Source organism: Candidatus Amarolinea aalborgensis (genome assembly GCF_900491745.1).
Taxonomy (GTDB): domain Bacteria; phylum Chloroflexota; class Anaerolineae; order SSC4; family Amarolineaceae; genus Amarolinea; species Amarolinea aalborgensis.
Genome location: NZ_UETR01000029.1, coordinates 18,842 through 38,262, shown reverse-complemented (window position 1 = coordinate 38,262; position 19,421 = coordinate 18,842). Strand labels below are relative to the sequence as shown.

At 64.5% G+C, this 19,421-nt stretch carries 12 protein-coding genes; 1 reads left to right on the top strand and 11 read right to left on the bottom strand.

The features are described 5' to 3' along the window. Positions 1–442: 442 nt before the first annotated feature. The gene (locus tag ACPQ6D_RS19950; RefSeq protein ID WP_423226112.1) at positions 443–2,266 is read right to left on the bottom strand and encodes a hypothetical protein; all 1,824 of its coding nucleotides are present in this window, start codon (positions 2,264–2,266) and stop codon (positions 443–445) included. Positions 2,267–2,639: 373 nt separating this feature from the next. After that, on the bottom strand, positions 2,640–3,482 hold the full coding sequence (locus ACPQ6D_RS19945; protein ID WP_423226111.1) for an FTR1 family iron permease: 843 nt from the start codon (positions 3,480–3,482) through the stop codon (positions 2,640–2,642). A gap of 291 nt (positions 3,483–3,773) precedes the next feature. On the opposite strand from ACPQ6D_RS19945, the gene ACPQ6D_RS19940 reads away from it, so the two are divergent. Next, positions 3,774–4,457, top strand: coding sequence for a metal-dependent transcriptional regulator (locus ACPQ6D_RS19940; protein ID WP_423226110.1), 684 nt, complete (start codon positions 3,774–3,776; stop codon positions 4,455–4,457). Between the two features lie 728 nt (positions 4,458–5,185). Here the strand turns inward: ACPQ6D_RS19940 and ACPQ6D_RS19935 are convergent. From ACPQ6D_RS19935 to ACPQ6D_RS19895, 9 genes are all read right to left on the bottom strand, one after another. Continuing rightward, positions 5,186–6,445 carry a radical SAM/SPASM domain-containing protein gene (locus ACPQ6D_RS19935; protein ID WP_423226109.1) on the bottom strand — a complete coding sequence of 420 codons (1,260 nt, stop codon included), beginning with the start codon at positions 6,443–6,445 and terminating at the stop codon, positions 5,186–5,188. A gap of 275 nt (positions 6,446–6,720) precedes the next feature. Beyond that, on the bottom strand, positions 6,721–6,993 hold the full coding sequence (locus ACPQ6D_RS19930; RefSeq protein WP_423226108.1) for a type II toxin-antitoxin system RelE family toxin: 273 nt from the start codon (positions 6,991–6,993) through the stop codon (positions 6,721–6,723). After that, the gene (locus tag ACPQ6D_RS19925) at positions 6,977–7,267 is read right to left on the bottom strand and encodes a hypothetical protein (protein ID WP_423226107.1); all 291 of its coding nucleotides are present in this window, start codon (positions 7,265–7,267) and stop codon (positions 6,977–6,979) included. The genes ACPQ6D_RS19930 and ACPQ6D_RS19925 overlap by 17 nt, the downstream gene beginning before the upstream one ends. A 567-nt stretch (positions 7,268–7,834) precedes the next feature. Beyond that, on the bottom strand, positions 7,835–10,879 hold the full coding sequence (locus tag ACPQ6D_RS19920; protein WP_423226106.1) for an NACHT domain-containing protein: 3,045 nt from the start codon (positions 10,877–10,879) through the stop codon (positions 7,835–7,837). A gap of 28 nt (positions 10,880–10,907) precedes the next feature. Continuing rightward, positions 10,908–11,948: a reverse transcriptase domain-containing protein gene (locus ACPQ6D_RS19915; protein ID WP_423226105.1), complete on the bottom strand. Its 1,041-nt coding sequence runs from the start codon at positions 11,946–11,948 to the stop codon at positions 10,908–10,910. Positions 11,949–12,419: 471 nt separating this feature from the next. Next, positions 12,420–13,508 (bottom strand): transposase, encoded by a 1,089-nt coding sequence (locus ACPQ6D_RS19910; RefSeq protein ID WP_423222339.1) that lies wholly within the window; start codon positions 13,506–13,508, stop codon positions 12,420–12,422. 299 nt (positions 13,509–13,807) lie between these two features. Beyond that, entirely contained in the window at positions 13,808–14,227 is a 420-nt protein-coding gene (gene avd / locus ACPQ6D_RS19905; protein ID WP_423226104.1) for a diversity-generating retroelement protein Avd, read from the bottom strand. Positions 14,228–14,861: 634 nt separating this feature from the next. Next, positions 14,862–18,143 carry an SUMF1/EgtB/PvdO family nonheme iron enzyme gene (locus tag ACPQ6D_RS19900; protein WP_423226103.1) on the bottom strand — a complete coding sequence of 1,094 codons (3,282 nt, stop codon included), beginning with the start codon at positions 18,141–18,143 and terminating at the stop codon, positions 14,862–14,864. Between the two features lie 426 nt (positions 18,144–18,569). Next, a complete protein-coding gene (locus ACPQ6D_RS19895; RefSeq protein WP_423226102.1) occupies positions 18,570–19,376 on the bottom strand; it encodes a LolA family protein in 807 nt (268 codons plus the stop codon). Positions 19,377–19,421: the final 45 nt, after the last annotated feature.

The following is a 19,421-nucleotide window of genomic DNA, read 5'->3' as shown; positions in this document are numbered from 1 at the left end:
TGGCTGCCCAACCCTCGCAGGGGACTGTGGACATCACCACGCGGTCTGTTTACGGCGTTGTGCGCCTCTGAGGATGCCATCTGGTGGCAGCCCTGCGAGGGGGTTCGCCTTGCGCAGGCTGGCTGCACGGCGCAGCAGCGGGCAAGCCGACATCGCTCTCTGCGACATCAGCTCCTTTGCCGCAGGCCTGCGCAAGGTTCGGTGCTTTTTCGGCTGCCCAACCCTCGCAGGGGACTGGGGACATCACCATGCGGTCTGTTTACGGCGTTGTGCGCCTCTGAGGATGCCATCTGGTGGCAGCCCTGCGAGGGGGTTCCCCTTGCGCAGGCTGGCTGCACGGCGCAGCAGCGGGCAAGCCGACATCGCTCTCTGCGACATCAGCTCCTTTGCCGCAGGCCTGCGCAAGGTTCGGTGCTTTTTTGGCTGCCCTGCCAGGGGAGGATCAGACGTTGGTCGCGGTGCTATTGGTGTTGTTCGGCTGTCCGTTCTGGCCCTGGCGGCCGCTGAACAACTCCACGATGCGGCCCATCTGCTCGTAGACGAAATTCTGGCGGAAACCGCCTACCGCGGCGATCAATGAAGGCAGCAGCCGCGCGCCCAGGCTTTCGCTGGTGGCCTGCGTATTGGCTTGCAGCACCAGCAGACCAGTGGCAAAGAGCAAGTAGACCAGTCCACCCAACACCATACCCATGATCGGCTGCGTGAGATACCAGATGTTGTACTCGCGGTCGAAATCGCGGCGCTCCGAGATGTGGTACCACAGGCTCCACAGGGCGCCAATGGTGCCGCCCAAACCGCCCCAGAAGAGGGTGCTGAGGAACGGCATGGCCTGGCTAATCACCACGGACGTGGTTGGCACGCCGGCTACGGTCGTCAGCCAGAGGCTCATACGCGGCCAGAAGCCATTGGACAGGATGAAGGCCAGCATGAGGCCAAACATCCAGAACGTTTCATAGCGGAAGAGGCGCGGTCCCAATTCCGCAGCCCATTGGCGACTGTTGGTTGAAGCGATCAGTAAGGCATGGACGCGCTGCACCTGGTATTCCGCATCCACGTAGTTTTCGGGCTTTTCGATCAAGATCAAGCGCGACTGGTGCAGCAGGTCGAGCGCCTTTTCACCGCGCAGCGCATCATTGGCCAGTTCTTCCGTGGCCCGATCATACAGGCGATCAATCTCGCGCGACAAAGAGCGGAACTGTTCGGTGGTCACGCGGCCCAGGATCAAGCGCGCCTGCTCCGGGGTCAGGTCACGGATCGTCAGCAGCTTATCTTCGCCTGCCTGCCCGCCTGGCCCTGGCGGGACGACCTGATTCGAAATCGGACCTTCGAGCACCAGGCCTCCCACGCGCAAACGGGCTGGGGCCGGGTCTCCGGGCGGCTGCGGCGCAGGCCCTGCCGGGTCAGCCACGACCGGCGCTAGTCCGACGGACGGCGGCGTCGTGGGTGTGCCTGAATACGGCGGCAGCGGGCTGCGCACGGTCGTGATCGGCTCGCCGTTGGTTGGCAAGACGCCGCCGGCTGTCGGCGGAATGGCCGCCAAAATATCTTCAGTCAGTCCATCATCGGCGGCTGGCGCTGCGCCGTTCATCGGTTTTGTGGCGGCGCTGGGCGCGGCCGCAAGCACGTCGTCCATCAGATTGTCCTCGCTGGGTGGTGTCGGTGTCGGCTGGAGTGGCGGGATTGTTGACGGCGCAGGGCGCGCGACGATCGGCAGCGCGGCCGGAGTAGCTTCAGGCACGGGTTGTGTCGGTGCAGGCGGCGCGGCCGGCGGTGTCACAACTGGCGGGGGCATGGCCGGCGGCGGGTCGGGGGCAGTCACAACAGGCGGGGGCATGGCAGGCGTCACCAGGACGCTGGGCAGTGCGTCGTCCAACGGCACTTCAATCCCATCCAGCGACGCCTCGGCGCCAGGGATCTCGATGGCATCGTCGGTTGGTGGGGGCGTCACGCTGCGCGAGGCCAGCGCGGGCGCGGTTGGCGCCACGGACTCGCGCGGGGGCATGGCTGGGATGCTGCGCAGCGCGGGAACTTCCACGTCCGGCGTGTCTGACGCATCGGCCTCAAGGGCCAACCACGCCTCGACATCGGACGCCAACGCGTTCTCCTCCGGGCCGGAGGCGGCGCGTGAGGCAGAGAGGGTTGAGGGTTGGGAAGATGGGGGAGAATCGGCGGCCAGCGACGGCGAGGCTTCGACCGCTGCTCTGTTGTTGACCAGTCCCTGGATTTCGTGACCACGTCCCTTCAGGCTTGCGCGTTGTTTTGCCATGATGATACCTTCTGCGGAGCCAGGCGCTTCAACCTGGTTTCGACGAAACCTGCTGGATGACCGTTATTATACCATACTTGCCTGCTTCTTGGGCAAATTGCGCGAATACTGTGGCCGCGCCTATGTCGCCTACGAATACAATTTCAATGTGCAGCCGCCAGAAAAACGATCGCCGCTGCATTACCAGCGGCGATCGCGGCGGCGTTGCATGGGCGCATGTCGGAATGGGGATGGGCGGGGCGATTATAAGCGCTGCAATCCCTGCCAAGCTCATCTGCGCGAGCTGCGCCCCGAAATTGAAACGCACCTCAGTGAACTGCGCCTTTGGCAAGCTCAGGTTGCACGCCCGGTTAGGCGACAAAAGGCCGCCGGCTCAACGCACTGTTTGACCGACGTTGGCTGTGGCTGCGGGGCTGGTTTGGGGCAGGCGACGCACCCCCAACATCAGGGCCAGCCAATAGACTGCATAGCCCAGCACCTCGCTCAGGGATGGGTTGCCATTGTAGCCAAAGAGCGCGACGAGGATCTGGCCCAAACCGGAATTCTCGTCAATCAGCCGGTTGGTGTCCCAGACGTGCTCGATCACAGCCGGGATCCAACCGACCTCATTGAATTCGTGGATGCTGTGCGCCGCCAGGCCGGCGGCAAACAGGATCAACAGCACGCTGGTCACGCGGAAGAAGCGCTTGACGTTGAGCTGCCGTGTGGTGGCAAACAGGATATAGCCCAGCCCAGCGGCTGCGATCAAGCCGCCCAGCGCGCCCAGCAAGGTGGCCTGGCCGCCGGCCGTAAACGTGGCCGCGGTGAGGAAGAGCGCGGTCTCGATGCCTTCGCGCATGACGGCAAAGAAAGCGACGCCGAACAAGGCCCAGTGACTGCCCATGCCCGTGATCGCCTGGCGCACGCCGGTTTCCAACTCCTGGTTCATGCGCCGACCCTGTGTTTGCATCCAGAAGATCATCCAGGTCAAGATGCCGGCAGCCAGAAGCATGGTCACGCCTTCGAAAATCTGCTCAGCCGCGCCCTCTAGTTCTGCGCCCACGGCATATAACGCCACGGCGACGACCAGGCTGACCGCCATGGCCGCACTCACCCCTTGCCAAACCGCGGTCTGCTGACGGCTGTGACCCAATTTGCGCAGAGCGCCCAGGACGATTCCAACGATGAGGGCGGCTTCCAGCCCTTCACGCAAAGCCAGTAAGAATGCAGGCAACATGCGGTCGTATCACCTCGCTTGTCGTAGATAGCCGCAGTGGGCTTGGCCGTAGATGACCAACCACCGTCGGCTGCTTTTTGCGAATCATTCGCAATAACGAGTGTAGTGTAACCATGTTTTGATTCTTAGTCAAGTGGTCCTCAGCCCTTCATACAGTCGAATCTGAATTTTTGACGCGGCCTAACAGTCAACTTATAATTTAACCATGGTTCAATCAAGAAGCAACGCAGAAACCCCGTTTTTCGCAGAAGCAGGGTTTTTCGCCAGGTTGCTGGCGTGCGGGGAAAGCCAATGTCTGAATTGACCCTGACGCCGGCGATGACCGAATACCTGGCTGGTCTGTGGAAGCTGGAAAATCGCAGGCAGGAGATGACAACGGGCGGCCTGGCCTCGCACCTGGGCGTGAGCGACACCGCGGTTTCGCGCATGACCAAGCGCCTGGCAGAGGCCGGCCTGGTGACGCATCTGCCGCACCGCCAGATCGCGCTGACCGCTGAGGGGCGGCGGCAGGGCGGCCGCCTGGTGCGCCATCATCGCCTGTTGGAGGTTTTCCTGATCCAGGTTTTTGGCTTTACGTGGGATCAGGTGGATGTGGAGGCGCACCGCCTGGAGCATGGCATCTCCGAAGTGGTGGGCGACCGCATGGATGAGATTCTGGGCTTTCCCACGCAGTGCCCCCATGGCGATCCGATCCCGGCCAGGGACGGCAGCGTGCGCAGCTATCAAACGCGTCCGCTGGTAGAGGCGGCGTTAGGCGCTGCGTGTATCGTGCGCCGCGTGGGCAACAGCGGCGACGCGCCCCTGCTGCGTTACCTGGCGGATCTGGGGCTGCGGCCTGGCAGCCAGGTGACCGTGCAGCAGCACGCGCCGTTCAAAGGCCCGCTGCACGTGTTGGTCGGCGACCAGCCGCAGGTCATTGGCCACGAGGTGGCTTCCCTGCTGTGGGTGGAGCAGATCCAGCCGCCCCTCTCGTAGGTCACATCTCCGGTGTGACGGCGCTCTCTGCCACAGATCACGCTCCCCTCCGCTAACGTCGTCCGGCCAGGAGGCCGGACCTACGAAGACAGCAAGGTTTTCTAGCCGTCACGCCGGAGGCGTGACGGCGCTCTCTGCCGCAGATCACGCTCCCCTCCGCCAACGTCGTCCGGCCAGGAGGCCGGACCTACGCCTCACGGGCAACCGCTGCGTAGGTCACATCTCCGGTGTGACGGCGCTCTCTGCCACAGATCACGCTCCCCTCCGCCAACGTCGTCCGGCCAGGAGGCCGGACCTACGCCTCACGGGCAACCGCTGCGTAGGTCACATCTCCGGTGTGACGGCGCTCTCTGCCACAGATCACTCACCTCCGCCAACGTCGTCCGGCCAGGAGGCCGGACCTACGCCTCACGGGCAACCGCTGCGTAGGTCACATCTCCGGTGTGACGGCTCTCTCTGCCACAGATCACTCACCTCCGCCAACGTCGTCCGGCCAGGAGGCCGGACCTACGCCTCACGGGCAACCGCTGCGTAGGTCACATCTCCGGTGTGACGGCGCTCTCTGCCACAGATCACTCACCTCCGCCAACGTCGTCCGGCCAGGAGGCCGGACCTACGCCTCACGGGCAACCGCTGCGTAGGTCACATCTCCGGTGTGACGGCGCTCTCTGCCACAGATCACGCTCCCCTCCGCTAACGTCGTCCGGCCAGGAGGCCGGACCTACGCCTCACGGGCACTGAATGACCCCTTGCGCCCACAGGCAGCCGCCGCAGACGGGGAAGGTATTGCCCAGGCAGTCCTCTTCGTTCCCCTTGATCAAGTCACAGCCGCCGCAGAAGGTGCAGGGTGCAAAGGCAAAACTTTGCACGCGCTCGCGATAGGCCACGTAGGCCGGATCGCGCCAGATGTCGAGCAGGTCGCGCTGATTGACATTGCCCACGATGTGACGCCGCGAGAAGCGCTGATACTGCTTGAGGTGGTGGCTGTGGCTGTGCAGCAGCGGCAGGCAGGGCGCGACGCTGCCATCCCAACCGACGGCCAGCGCGCCGCTTTCGATGAAGTTGCAGACATCGTTGTTGCCGCCCAGGTTGTGCCCGGCCAGGCTGACGTTGAAACCGCTGCGAAACGCCTGGAAGATCGCGCCGGTCGTCTGCTCGTTGAATTCCATCTTGGGCAGGCTGAGGTGCGGCACCCACGACGAGGGCATGTAGGCAATGTCGTTGAGCAGGTGGTTGTAGAGCTGTTCCTGGCGCAGTTGATCGGTGTAGGGCAGGACGTTGCTTACTTTGAAGAAGCTGGCGCCCAGGCGGTGCGCCAGGCCGAGCACCGCGGGCAGGTCCTGGATGTTGCGCTGCATGGCGACAAAGGCGATGCCGATTTTGGGCTGCGGGTAGTGGCCGCCCGGCCGAATCTGGCGCAGGTGATTGACGTTCTCCAGCACGTGCGGCAGCTCCGCGCCCAGGCGCACATCCGCGTAGCTCTCCGGCGTCGCGCCGTCAATCGAAATCCAGATCACGTCCAGGCCCGCGTCAATCAGCGCACGCGCCTTGGCGTCGTTGAGCAGGGTGCCGTTGGTGATCAACTCCACCGTTGCGCCCAGGGCCTTGGCGCGCGCGACCATGTCCGGCAGCTGCGGATGGAAGAGCGGCTCGCCGATGCCACCGAAGAAGACGAGGGGCGGCGACGCCAGCGGCCGCAGACCCTCGATGATGCGGTCGAAGGTGGCCGGCTTCATGCGGCCCAGGCGCTCGTCCCACACGTTGCGCAGGCAGGTGATGCAATCAAGGTTGCAGTAGACGGTTGGCTCCACGTAGACTCGCGCCAGGTGGGTCAGCGGCCGGTGCAGGCGCACCTTGCCGTTGTCGTCCTCCAGGCGCACGCGCGCGCCGGGCGTCAACCCGAACTGGGCCGTCATCTCAGCCGGCAAGACCAGGCGTCCCTGCTCATCCACCTCAGCCCATTGTGTTGGTTTACTGGTTGCCATCATGCGCTCCCCCGTCCATCGTCGCCTCAACGCCTGCCGCGGCGTGGGATTGGCAAATTAGGAATTAGGAATTAGGAATTGTTATTGTCGCACGGTGCGAAAGCAGAGACAATGACTTTTGTCACCAGGAGGGACGCAGAAAGCTGAATGAATTCGGCGTCTGATGCGCCAAACCCGCTCAAGCGGGTTGCGCCGGGCCAACCTGCCGAGGCAGGTTTCGCTGTATAAGCTCGTGAATTCATTCATGGGCGCCGTTGCGGTCGGGGCGGCCCCCGACGTCAGCCTACATCATCATAGAACCCGCTGTGCTTTTTGCCGGCTTTGAGAATCAGTACACGAGCGACATCGTCTTCGATCCGGTAGACGACTCGATACAGATCGAGCTTGATTTTGTAATAGCCGCGTAACGGCCCTCGCAGTTCAACGGCATCTTCGGGGCGCGGATTGACCGTTAATTGTGCGATCGTACGCTTGACGCGCTGGCGAAGGTGTCCAGGCAGTTCTTCGATCTGGCGCCGGGCGCGCTGGGTGATGTCAACCTGGTAGCGCATCGTCGCCCAGCCAGGCCTCGATTTCCGTGGGCGTCATGCGCTCCATCTGATCTGCGCCCTGCGCCAGCGCCAACTCGGCCTTCAACGCCTCGATGCTGCATTCCAGGTCGTCAATGTACTCAACGATCTCGTTCCAACGGTCAGGGGCCACCAGCACCGCGGTCGGCTGACTGCGATTTGCCAATACCACCGGACCCGCCTTTAGTCGTTTGAACACTTCCAGGTGCCGATGCTTCAAGTCTGAAACCGGCGCCATCTGCGGTAGTGGAAACATCTGTGCCTCCTGCGTATCACCCGAACATAGAGCCAAACAATGCCCACGCAAAGGCTATCATACCGTAATTATGAGCAACGGTCAATCTGGTTCAACCGCAGGCACACGACCCACTGAATGAATTCGGCGTCTGATACGTCAAACCCGCTCAAACGGGTTACGTTGGCGGCAACCTGCCTCGGCAGGTTTTGGTGTATCAGCCCGTGAATTCATTCATGGGCGCTGCGCAAGGGGACGCAGGGCCAGGACGACGCTGACGTAGGGCAGTACGATTTGTCGCTGAGCACGTCGTCACGCCGGAGGCGTGACCTACGAGGGGAACCAGCCGGCGCAAGGGGACGCAGGGCCAGGACGACGCTGACGTAGGGCAGCACGATTTGTCGCTGAGCACGTCGTCACGCCGGAGGCGTGACCTACGAGGGGAACCAGCCGGCGCAAGGGGGACGCTGAAAAAAAATTTTCGGCCGCCTACCGGCGGCAAGGCAGGGGTTATGTCGTCGCGGACGTTGACGCATAGTCCGGATCGGCCCAGAGTTCCAGAGATCAGAGTTCCAGAGGCCAGAGGAATCATGGGGACACCACCACCCGAAAACCCCTAAAGTCGTTCCAGTTGAACGGGTAGTACCTGTAGCGCCGAGCGCACCGAACATTTGTTCTATTATTGTAATAAGAACCCCCGCGCAAAACCCGCAGCTCAGAAGATCCGGCCGCCAGGTTCTCGCGCCCATCCGTAACCACATACGGATAACCGTAGCGGGGCTTTTGGTAGTCGGATCCCCATAGGCTGCGCGTCCACTCCCACACGTTACCGCTCAGATCCTCCACCCCGTACACGCTGGCGCCGCCCGCAAAACAGCCCACCGCGCTCGTCGTCCCGATCCCGCTCTCCTCACTGTTCGCCCGGTTGGCGTCGGGATCGTGGCCCCACGGATAACGTCGCCGCGGCTGTGGACTGGACTGCAACGGCGGCGCCTCACGGGTCAGCCCCGCCGAAGCGGATCGAATCAAATTCTGCGCCGGTACTTTCACCCCGCCGCGCGCCGCCTTCTCCCACTCCGGTTCGTTGGGCAGACGCACTTTCCACGCCGCGGGTATTCGCCCCACCAGTCGTTCATGCAGCCAGCGCGTGTACGCCAGCGCCTCGTACCAGCTCACCGCGGCGACCGGATGGTTCGAAAGGTTGCGGGGTTCGCCAAGATCATACGGCTTCTGACGCGGCGCGTTATCTAGCCAGCCCTTGAACCCGTCCGGACTCCAGTATCCGGCCGCCTTGGCCTCGTACCAGTAGCGAGCTTCGCGGTAGCCGCCCGCGGCCGCAAACTCCCCAAACTGGGCATTCGTCACCGGGTAGCGGCCGATCCAGTAGTCATAGGCAAGATCAACCTGGCGCTGCGGCTGCTCGTTGTCCTCCGCATCCGGATCGTCCTGGCTCCCCATCCAGAAGGGGCCGGCGGGAACATAGCAGAATTGCATCTCCGCCGTAGTCAGCGCTTCCGGCCGCGGATCGCCCAAGCGCGCCAGGGTGCGGCCGGCCTCGGCGCGCACAGGCGGTTGGACGCTGGCATGATCCTCCATCGTGGCAAGCAGAGCGTCCAACACGGCGGTGTGGCAGGTCGCGGTAACGCCGCCAGGCCAGGCATCGGCCACCGCTTCACCAGCCAGGATGACGGCCTCTCCGGGTTGCCCAGGCGCCTGGCGCAGCAAAGCATCCAGGACGGCCGTCGCCGCCTCCTCTCGCTGCTGCACAATGCCCAGGTAGCCAATGGTCAGGCGGCTAACCTCGCGCCAATTGGCGTCGCTCACATGAGTAGCCAGTGCGTCCACCACGGGGCCAATGCCCTGTTGACCGCGCTGCGCAAGCGCAACGGCCGCCAGGTATTCTTGAAAAGTCAGATGAATGAAGCCATATTCGCCTAGCCCTCGTTCCACAAGAAGGCCGGCATCCCCACGCACGCCGCCCAGAAAATCTTCCGCCAGGTGCTCAGGATCGGCGGCGCCGCGCTCGGCAAAGAGGCTAGCCAGCCGGCGCTTGACATCTTCACGCTTGACCAGGCCTTTACCCTGGCTGGTCTCGTGCATCCACAGAGCCAGCGGCGCCAGCACGCGCAGCGTTTCGATCAGGTCCAGGTCGCGGGTGAGCGGGCGGCCCAGGCTGCGGGCCAGATTCCAATGCTTGAGTAGGGTTTCGACGTAGCGCTGATACAGCTCCACGCGGCGTTCGGGCAGGGTCACGCCCTGGCGTTTCATGAGCGCCAGGATGGTTAAGAGCAGCGGATTGGTGGCCAGTTGGCGCACACCGGGGTTGCGGCGCAGCGCGGCCAGCAGCTCAGCCCGTTCACGCGCGGCCTCGGTGGCCGCCACGGGGGTGTCGCCGCGCGCGGCGCGCTCGATGGCGCTGGTCCATTTGTCCACGAACTGTTCGATCTCGTCATCGTCGAAATCCCACAGGGTACATTCGATCAAACCTTCGATGGTTGCGGTGGATCGCACTTCGTGATAGCCGACGATGCGGCTGGTCAGCACGAACTTGTTGCCGCGCGCCCGGTAAAAAGCGCAGAAACTCAGCACTCGCTGCAGAACCTGGTGGCGCAGCGCCACGGAGCGCACTTCGTCCAGGCCATCCAGGAGCACCAGGGCGTGTCCTTCTGTCAGTGCCTGATGAAAGACGGGCGCCAGCGGCAGCTCGACATCCTGGCTGCGATAGTAATCAGGAATGAACTGCTTCAGCGGCAGGTCCTCGCGTGTGGCCAGGGCATTGGCGTAGGCAGACAGCGGCAGCAGCAGCGGCACGTAGCCGGACAGGCCCAACGCTTCAGCCTGTCCGGCAGCCAGAGCGACCGCCAGGTACTTGAGAAACGTGGTCTTTCCCGCGCCAGGATCGCCCAGGATGATGAGGCCCTGGTGTTTTTGCAGGAGATCGAGCAGCGCCAGCGGGCCGCTCATACGCTCGCCTGTGGCTGCTACTTCTTCGGCGGTGGCGCGGCCGCCGGCCAGGCGCAAGGCGCGCGCCCAGGTGTCGCCCTCCGGCATCTCGATGCGCGCCTTGAGCGGCACATACATGTCGCTGAGGGGCAGGCGCAGGGCCAGGCGGTCGTTGGCGCCCATACCCTTGAATTCCAGGAAGCGGTAGCGGTCCAATAAATAACGCAGGTAGCGGGCTGTGGCATCACGCAGATCGGCCGGCGCCGCTTTTTGCGGCAGCCAGTGCTGCCATAGGGCGTCGGCCGAGGCTCCGGCCAGCACGATCACGTTGTCGTCGCCCAACACGGCCAATCCCGTGAGCTGACCGATGGCGGCGCTGCCGGCGCTGGCAACGGTGTTCTGATTGCCTCGTACCAGTGCGCTGCTGCCGTCCGGGGTGGCCTGGTAACGGTTGGCGGGTGAGGCCTGGGATCCTGGCGCCTCACGCCGCCAGCCGAGGCCACGCAGCAAGACCAGCGCGCCGGCGGCGATCCAGAGCAGCAACTGCACCAGGTCGGCCAGCCCCTGGATCAGGTCGGTGTTGAGCTGCACGAAGCGGGCCAGGAAGGGCACCCAACGCGGCGCGGTCAGCGCCAGGCCAACCAGGGCCAGGATCACGAGAATGGGAATCGCCCAAGATTGCTTGCGCATGGTGATGGTTCTCCAGGGTGACATAAGGCTACCGCCGGCGCAGGTTGACTTTGAGCACGGCTTTGCGCAGGCCCACGGTGTTGCCGAAGCGCACGTGGTTGATCCAGCCCTGCACGCGCGCGGTGAGCTGCGCCAGGGGGATGGCGCCCGCGCGGTAGGCCGCAGCCAGGCGCCGCAAGCGGCGGCGGAAATAGAGGCCCTTGCGCCGTTTGAGGCGCCGCCGCTGCGGCCAGGTGACGAAGCCCAGGAAGGGGATGCCCTCCGTCACCGGCCGCGGGTGCGCGCCAGGGTGCACAGTCAGGCGCAGGCGGGCCAGGCGTTCGATCACGGCCGCGCGCCAGGCCCACAGCGTCGGTTTGTCCGGGCCAAAGAGCAGCAGGTCGTCCACGTAGCGCACGTAGCCCGGACAGCGCAGGCGCCGCGTGATGAAATGATCCAGCGGATCGAGATAGACATTGGCCCAGAACTGGCTGGTCAGGTTGCCGATGGGCAGGCCGCGTGGGCGCTGCACCGCGAACAGGTCATCGCCAGGGAAATAGACCATGTCGTAGACCTCCTGCAGCACGCCCGCGCCGCTGGCCAGGATGCGGCCAATCAACCAGCGCACGCCGGGGTCCGTCACTTTGGCGGCCAGGAGATCGGACAGGATGGCGTGGTCAATGCTGGGAAAGAACTGCTGCACGTCCAATTGTAGCACGTACGGGAAACGCCGCGCAAACTGCTGCGTGCGCTGCAGCGCGCGATGGGCGCCTTTGCCCACGCGGTTGGCGTACGTATCGGCGATGAAGCGGCGTTCGTAGATCGGCACGATCAGGTTGCAGAGAGCATGATGCACGACGCGATCCCGAAAGGGCGCGGCCGAGATCAGGCGGCGCTTCGGCTCGTGGATGTAGAAGTTGACGTACGCGCCCGGCTGGTAGGTCTGCGTGCGCAGCTCGGCCTGCAAGGCCAGCAGGTTGTCTTCCAGCGCGTACTCGAAGGCCGCGACATTGTCGTGGCCGCGCTTGCCCCGCGCCGCGCGGCGGTAAGCCAGGAGGAGATTGTCCCAACTGGTCAGGTCGTCGAACATGGACATGGTTACCGTAGGTCACATCTCCGGTGTGACAACTCGCGTCTTGGGACGACATCGTCCGGCCAGGAGGCCGTACCTACGGGGCTGAAATGCGCCCCGTCGCACCGGGTGGCCCTGCGCCGAGGTTGTGCACCGAGGGCGCAGGGCCGTTGGTATATGCCCGGCCTGCTCGTCACAGGCGCGGCCGGGAACAGACTCCGCCATGATTCGCCGCGACCCGGAAGCCGGCACGAGGCCGGCCGCCGGATGATTCTGGCTGGGGAACCATGTGGACACCACCACCCGAAAACCCCTATTGTTGTTCCAGTTGTTCGGGTTGTTCCTGTTGCGCTGAGCGCACCGAACATGGTGTGTGAGCCTGCCCCCATGACAGTGACGTGATTCGGCGGCCACGCGCCGGCCACGCTTGCCATCGTGGGTGGGGCCTCTCCTCAACCCCCCGCCCTCTTCCTTTCGGGGGTAGGTTTTTCATGGCGGCACCTCCGGACAGGGTGCCAGTACAGCTTGTGTCGGTGAAAGTGGCGCCGGCCACGGTTCCGGTAAAAGTTGTCGTGGCAGGTGAAGTGCTTGGCGTGCGATGGCCTCGACCAAGAGCCAGAGGCGACCCAAGCGGTGGAGGCGGATACGACGCACAGGTTTGTGGTCAAGCAAGGCCTGCAGGTCGGGCAGGTCTGGGTCGTCAAGGTTGGTCCGGCATTCGAGCTCGGTGCCAACACTGACCATCCAAAGGGTGGCGACCGCCAGGGCGAGCCAGAGGCGTGCGGCACGCTCGGGATGGTGCATGCGGGTCAACTGCCATTGCCAGCCGCCGCGCTTGTTGCACTTGAAGCCTTGCTCACACCAGGAGCGCAGGCCATACCAGGTAACGGACGACTGGGTCGGTGAGAGATCGGTGAGAACAAACCAGGGGTCCTCGTTGGCTTCGCTCCACCAGGCAAGCAGCGTACATTCCAGGCGGCTGGCGGGATGTTTGAAGCAACTACCGCGGCCCTGCCACTGGTGGCCGACAGTACCAATCAAGTCTTTGAGCCAGTACCAGTGCGCACGGCCTTGGGGCCGAAACTTCGAGCCATTGTTGATGCGCAGGAAGGGATGCCAGTGCAGTCGTACAATCCGACGATAGAGCCAGCCCGCATACAAGCCCCGATCCGCCAGGACAATCACCGTCCACTCTGGGGGCACGGCCGGGCGCAACAAGCGCAGCAGGCGCAGCCATTCCTTGCGCCATGCGCCTTTGGCGCCAGCCGGCAAGACCGTCCAGGCCACAGGAATCCCACACCCGCGGTAGACCACGCTCACGGCCAGAACCACAAATCGATCCCCCAGGCTCGTGGCATCCAGGGTCAAGGCCAACTGCGTGCCCACCCACAAGCGGATGATCCACTGCAGCAGCGCCAACTGGCAGGTGCTGAGGACCAGTTCTTGCCGCTGCTTCCCGCCCTTGTCTTTGGCATCCAGGCACCATTCATACAGCCGTTGCTCCACCGTGGCCACTTTCTGTCCGCTCAGCAGACCGAGAAAGGTTGCCACCGTGTAGCGCCCACAACTGCCCGTCATCGCGATCCCAAAACTCCACCACGCCAGCACCCGGGCCTGACTTACTGATAACTGAGGCAGATTACTTGACACGCATGTCGTCCACTGCAACAATGATTCTGAGCGAGACATCTGTGACCTCCAGTATGATAGGTTGTTTGGTAAACTCTATCTTACACGAAGTCACGCTGTTTCGCTCACTCTTCTCAAAAAAACCTACCCCCGAAAGCCGCCCTCTTCTCCTCTCCGCACGGCGGAGAGGAGAAGGGGGGAAGAGGGAGAAGATGACGGAGAGGAGAAGGGGGGAAGAGAGCGTTAGGTTACGCATCGTTTGCCCAGTAAGGCTCCTCGGCGGGCGGGAGCGCGGGCGGCGGCTTGGCCGATGCTGCCATACGCTTGATGGTGTCCTGCTGCCAGCCGCCGAGCAGCCGGCCGATTTCGGTCACCATAAGGGCGACGTGCTGGTACTGGCCGGGCGTCAGCCATTTCCAGTGCACCGCCAACCGCAGATAGACGCGCACATGGGCCAACGCGTCGTCGGCCAGCGCCAGGCGATCGAGGCGCGCCGCGCCCTGGCGCTGATTGGCCTCCTCCAGGCGCTCACGCAGGTCGAAGGCCGCGTTGAGCAGACGCTGCGTCACCGTGTGCCGGTGCGCACGCGGAAAGTTGTTCGTGGCCGGCAGCAGCCAGCTCAAGAAATCGAAGGTGCGGGCGAAGATCGGCATCGGTGGTGGTGTCATGGTAGTTTTCCTCGGACCGGATAGTTGCCACGAATTTCACGAATTGCCACGAATTGAATTGTCGCTGCGCCCGGCCAGCCGGCGCAAGGGGATCCCCCTCGCAGGGCTGCGGCCAGATGACGATCTCAGAGGCACGTGACGTCCTCACAAGTCAACGCTGGGATGTCCACGCACCCCTGCGAGGGTTGGCAGCCGGACAATCGCCCAACCTGGCGCAGGCCCGCCGGGTAAGGCGCCTTCGCCGTCGAGAACGCCACCGGCTTGCCCGACGCTGACTGGAGCAGCCAGCCTGCGCAAGGGGACGCAGGGCCAGGACGACGCTGACGTAGGGCAGTACGATTTGTCGCTGAGCACGTCGTCACGCCGGAGGCGTGACCTACGAGGGGAACCAGCCGGCGCAAGGGGACGCAGGGCCAGGACGACGCTGACGTAGGGCAGCACGATTTGTCGCTGAGCACGTCGTCACGCCGGAGGCGTGACCTACGAGGGGAACCAGCCTGCGCAAGGGGGGACGCTGAAAAAAATTTTCGGCCGCCTACTGGCGGCAAGGCAGGGGTTATGTCGTCGCGGACGTTGACGCATAGTCCGGATCGGCCCAGAGTTCCAGAGATCAGAGTTCCAGAGGCCAGAGGAATCATGGGGACACCACCACCCGAAAACCCCTATAGTTGCCCCAGTGGCTCGGGTAGTCCCTGCGGCGCCGAGCGCACCGAACATGGGTTCTATTGACATAATAAGCACCCCCGCGCACAACCCGCAGCTCAGAAGATCCGGCCGCCAGGTTCTCGCGCCCATCCGTAACCACATAGGGATAACCGTAGCGGGGCTTTTGGTAGTCGGATCCCCACAGACTGCGTGTCCACTCCCACACGTTGCCGCTCAGCTCCTCCGCGCCATACACGCTGGCGCCGCCGGGAAAACAGCCTACCGCGCTCGTCGTCCCGATCCCGCTCTCCTCGCTGTTCGCCCGATTGGCGTCGGGATCGTTGCCCCACGGGTAGCGCCGCCGCGCATCGGGATTGGGCTGCATCGGCGCTACCGGCGCGACCAAGCCGGCCGCCGCGGCGCGCATCAACGCCTGCGCCGGTACTTTCACCCCGCCCCGCGCCGCCTTCTCCCACTCCGGTTCGTTGGGCAGACGCACTTTCCACCCCGCGGGTATCCGCCCTGCCAGCCGTTCGCCCAACCAGCGCGTGTACGCCAGCGCCTCGTACCACGTCACCCCAACCACCGGGTGATTTGGGAAATTGCGCGGCTCGCCGAAATCATACGGCCCGAGGCGCCATGCGTTGTCCCAATTCCCTTTGAACCCGCGGTCTTTCTGCCAGTACTTCGCCGCCTGCGCCTCGCCCCAGTAGCGCGCCTCGCGGTAGCCGCCCGCAGCCGCAAACTCCCCGAACTGCGCGTTCGTCACCGGGTAGCGGCCGATCCAGTAGTCGTAGGCAAGATCAACCTGGCGCTGCGGCTGCTCGTTGTCCTCCGCATCCGGGTCGTCCTGGCTCCCCATCCAGAAGGGGCCGGCCGGGATATAGCAGAATTGCATCCCCGCCGCGGTCAGCGCCTCCGGCCGCGGGTCGCCCAAGCGCGCCAGGGTGCGGCCGGCCAACGCACGCTCGACCGGCGGGAGTTCGCTGCGCTGCAGCAGATGGATCAGCCCGCGTGAAACCCGCTGCACGCTGGCGCGCCGGGCTGCGCTGATCTGGCCCAGGTTGGCGATTTCGACCAGAGCCTGCCCGGCCAACTGCGCACCCCAGGCGTCTGCGGTCGTGTAGCCAGGGTCGGCCGGTTCCTGGTAGCACAGTTCGTCCACCAGGAGCCAGATGGCGGTGGCCGTGCCCCTGGCGGCCTTGGCCCCGGCCAGCAGCGCCACTTCACGCCAGCGTTCAGGCGCCTGCCGCGCCAGGACGGCCAGGGTCGTTGGGTAGTCGTGATCGGTCAGGTAGCAGGCCGCCAGGTATTCCTGGAAGGTGCGGTGCGGGAAGGTATAGACCTTGACGCCGCGCGGCAACAGGATGCCTGCGCGTTGGCTCAGGTATTCCACCAGGCGTTTGGGTTTGATGTCATCCGTGGGACTGGCATCCAGCAGCTGTGTGACCAGCGTTTCCTCCGCAATGTCGGCCGTGCCGAGCAGGGTCGGTTGACTCGCGTGGGCCTGGTAGGCCAGGGTGTGCAAAACCGCACGCACTTTCTCACGGTCGAGTTTGAGCCACTCGACCAGGCTGGGTTGGATGTTCGTGGGTTGGCCGCGCGCGTCACGCGCGATGCGCTGACTCTCCCACCAATCGAGCAGCAGCTCGACGGCGTCCGCGTACAGCTCTTCGCGCTTCTCCGGCAGGCTGCCGCCGCGCCAGGCGTGCAGGCTGGCCATCAAGGCAAGGAGCAGGGGACGCTCCGCCAGGCTGCGCAAACGATCGCTCCCAAAAACAGCGTTCGCCAGCAGTTGGGCGCGCCCCTGCGCGTTGGCTGCATCCCAGCCGCGCAGCTCGCCGATGTGCGCATACCAACGATCAATGAAACGCTGAATCTGACCGGCGCTGAAGGGGGCGAGAACAGTTTCGGCAAAGCCCGGCAGGCGCCAATCCTGCTGCTGGTAGGCGTAGGTGCGGCTTGTGATCAGGATGCGACAGCGTGGAAAAGAGGCGGCGAAGTCTTCGATGGCCTGCCTGATCTGCACGCGGCGTTGATCTGCTTCCGGTACTTCATCTAGCCCATCCAGGAGCAGCAGCCCCCCTTGCTCGCGCAGTTCACGTCGCAGGAAAGGCTCGTATTCGCCGCAGGAGGCTGTGCGCAGAGAGGCCACAATGTGCTGCCACAAATGCTCGGCTGTTGCGGGCTGGCCGGCCGCGGGAAGGCCATGCGCGGCCAAATCGCGCAGGACGATTTGCACCGGCAGCAGCGCGCCGTGCTGCCATGGCTGCGGCTTCTCCTCCTGCTTTTCGTCACGCCCAGTGAGGCGCGGCGTCTCATCCTTCTCCGGCGGCAGTGGGGCTCTCAACAGCGCCAGGTTGGCGGCGCTGTCACCCAGGGCCTCGCCAGCCAGGCAGAGCGCGACGAAATTGACGAAGGTGCTCTTACCGCTGCCTGGATCACCCAACACGACCAGGCGGGCGTGGCGGTTCAATTGCGCCACGGCCGACAGACGCTGACCTTCGTGCGGGGTTTCCAGTCTGCGCGCACCGCGTTCCTCGAACTCCTGGGTTTGGGTGAGCAGCGCGGTGTAGACAGCCGCCAGATTGAGGCGCGCTTTGGCATCACTCGCCACGCGCGGATCAACGCCGCCGAGCGAGAGCGCGCCAGCCTGCTCCAGCACGCGGTTCAGGTACGCCCGGCGCAGGCTGGCCGGATCTGGCCGCGCCGGGTCAGGGGGCGGCGGCGGGTTGATGATCACGGGGCCGTGGATGGTGTCGGCCACGACGCCGCCGCCAGAGGCCGCCTTGGCCTGTGATCCCTGGGCGATTGCATTGTCGCTTCCCTGCGCGGTGGCCTGGTAGGTGACCAGACTTCCGATCGCGGCCAGTTCACGGCGCAGTAAGTCCGCAAACCACGACCGGTCTGTGGGGTCGAGCGCAACCTCAAGCACCTGCGGCGCCTGGAACTCATTCAGCATCTGATCCAGCGCATCGCGCCAGGCCGGGTCAGCAGTCGCGTGCGCCTGCAGGTCAAGCGCCAGGTCGGCCTCGCTGCGGTCTTTCCAGGCCTGGAGCTGGTTGGCGATCAGGTTGCCGCCCACCCCACCCACCAGGCTGCCGAGCGCAGCCACCGCGGCAAAATCTCCCTGGCTGGCGGCGATCACCACCGGCAGGACGGAAGCGGACGCCAACGCGCCGTACAACGTGCCGGGGGCCATGCGGCGCAGCGTACCGGCGAGCCGCCGCAGGTTGGCGTGCGCCTCGGTTTTCCATTCACTGAGGTTCATGGGTATCGCTCCTTCAGGCAGTGGCCGTGACGACGTCATGAATGTAGACAGGATTGACAGCATGCACAGGATAGATGAACTGCCGTTGCCGAGTTATCATACCGCAACCATGCGCCGCGGTCAACCCAGGCCCGGCGCGGCTGGAGCCAGGTTCAACCGACAACAAACCCGCCCGCCCCCCACGAAAAGTGGGTAGAGCGGACGGGCATCTATTGACAAACAGAGCCAAAGAACGGACGCAGATTCACGCTGACTGCGCACGCAGATTATTGATCACATCAGCGTGCACCTGCGTTCATCTGCGCCCGAATCAAGGCGAGACGTCGCTCCATACGCACTCTCACCGACACATCTCACCCCATCCCAATCTCCGGTCTCGGGTCTCCAATCTCCAGTCTCCGGTCTCCAGTCTCCGGTCTTTTCTCTCTACTTCACCACCGGCAGCTCCGCGGGCGCCACCGACGGCAGGGGAATATCCGCCAGGTTGATGACCGCGGCGCCCGGCGGTGGGTCGAAGGTGAAGAGGCCTGCGTCGAGCGTGGGGTCCAGCTCGATTGCGCCCTGCACTTCGGCAAAGCCGCGCACAGTGAAGTTGCCGTAGGTTACCTCCAGCTCCACGCGCTGCGGGAGATGGGTCTCGGCGTCAATGAAGAAAACGGCGCCGATGCCCTCCAGCTTCTGGGCCGGATCCGCGGTCGGCTTGAACGTCACCTGCACTTTGTAGGCAGCGCGGCCGTTGATGGTGGCCGCGCCCTGGTTGACCGCTTCGGTGTCGGTGAAGCCGCGCGCGAGGAGCTTGTCCACGAAGCCGGCAATCTCACGCAGCTCGGGCTGGCGACCCAACTGGCTTTGCAGCAGGCTGCGGTCCGCCACGATCACGACGTCGTCACGCTTGCTGTAGGCCCAGCCCTGGTCGCCGGCCGTGACCGCAAGGATGCCATCCACGCTGCCCAGGTCGCTGCGCAGTTGAATACGGCGCTGGCCCGGGCGCTGACCCCAGAATTCAGCCGTGCCGGTCACTGGCCCATCCGCCGTGCCTACCTGGAAACGCATGGTCAGGTGCGCGCTTTTGGCGCCGGCGATGGCTTTTTGCATCTGTGCAATCAGCTCCGCGCCGGTTGGGCCAGTCGGGGTGGGCGTGGCTGGCGGCGTCTGCGCGGCGCAGGCTGCCAGCGCCAGCAGCAAAAGTCCCATTAAAACCAGGGTCAGACCCTGGGTCCATCTCTGTTTCATCGTTTGCCTCCATGTGCCAGCTTCTTGCTTGCTTGAAAACCGTGC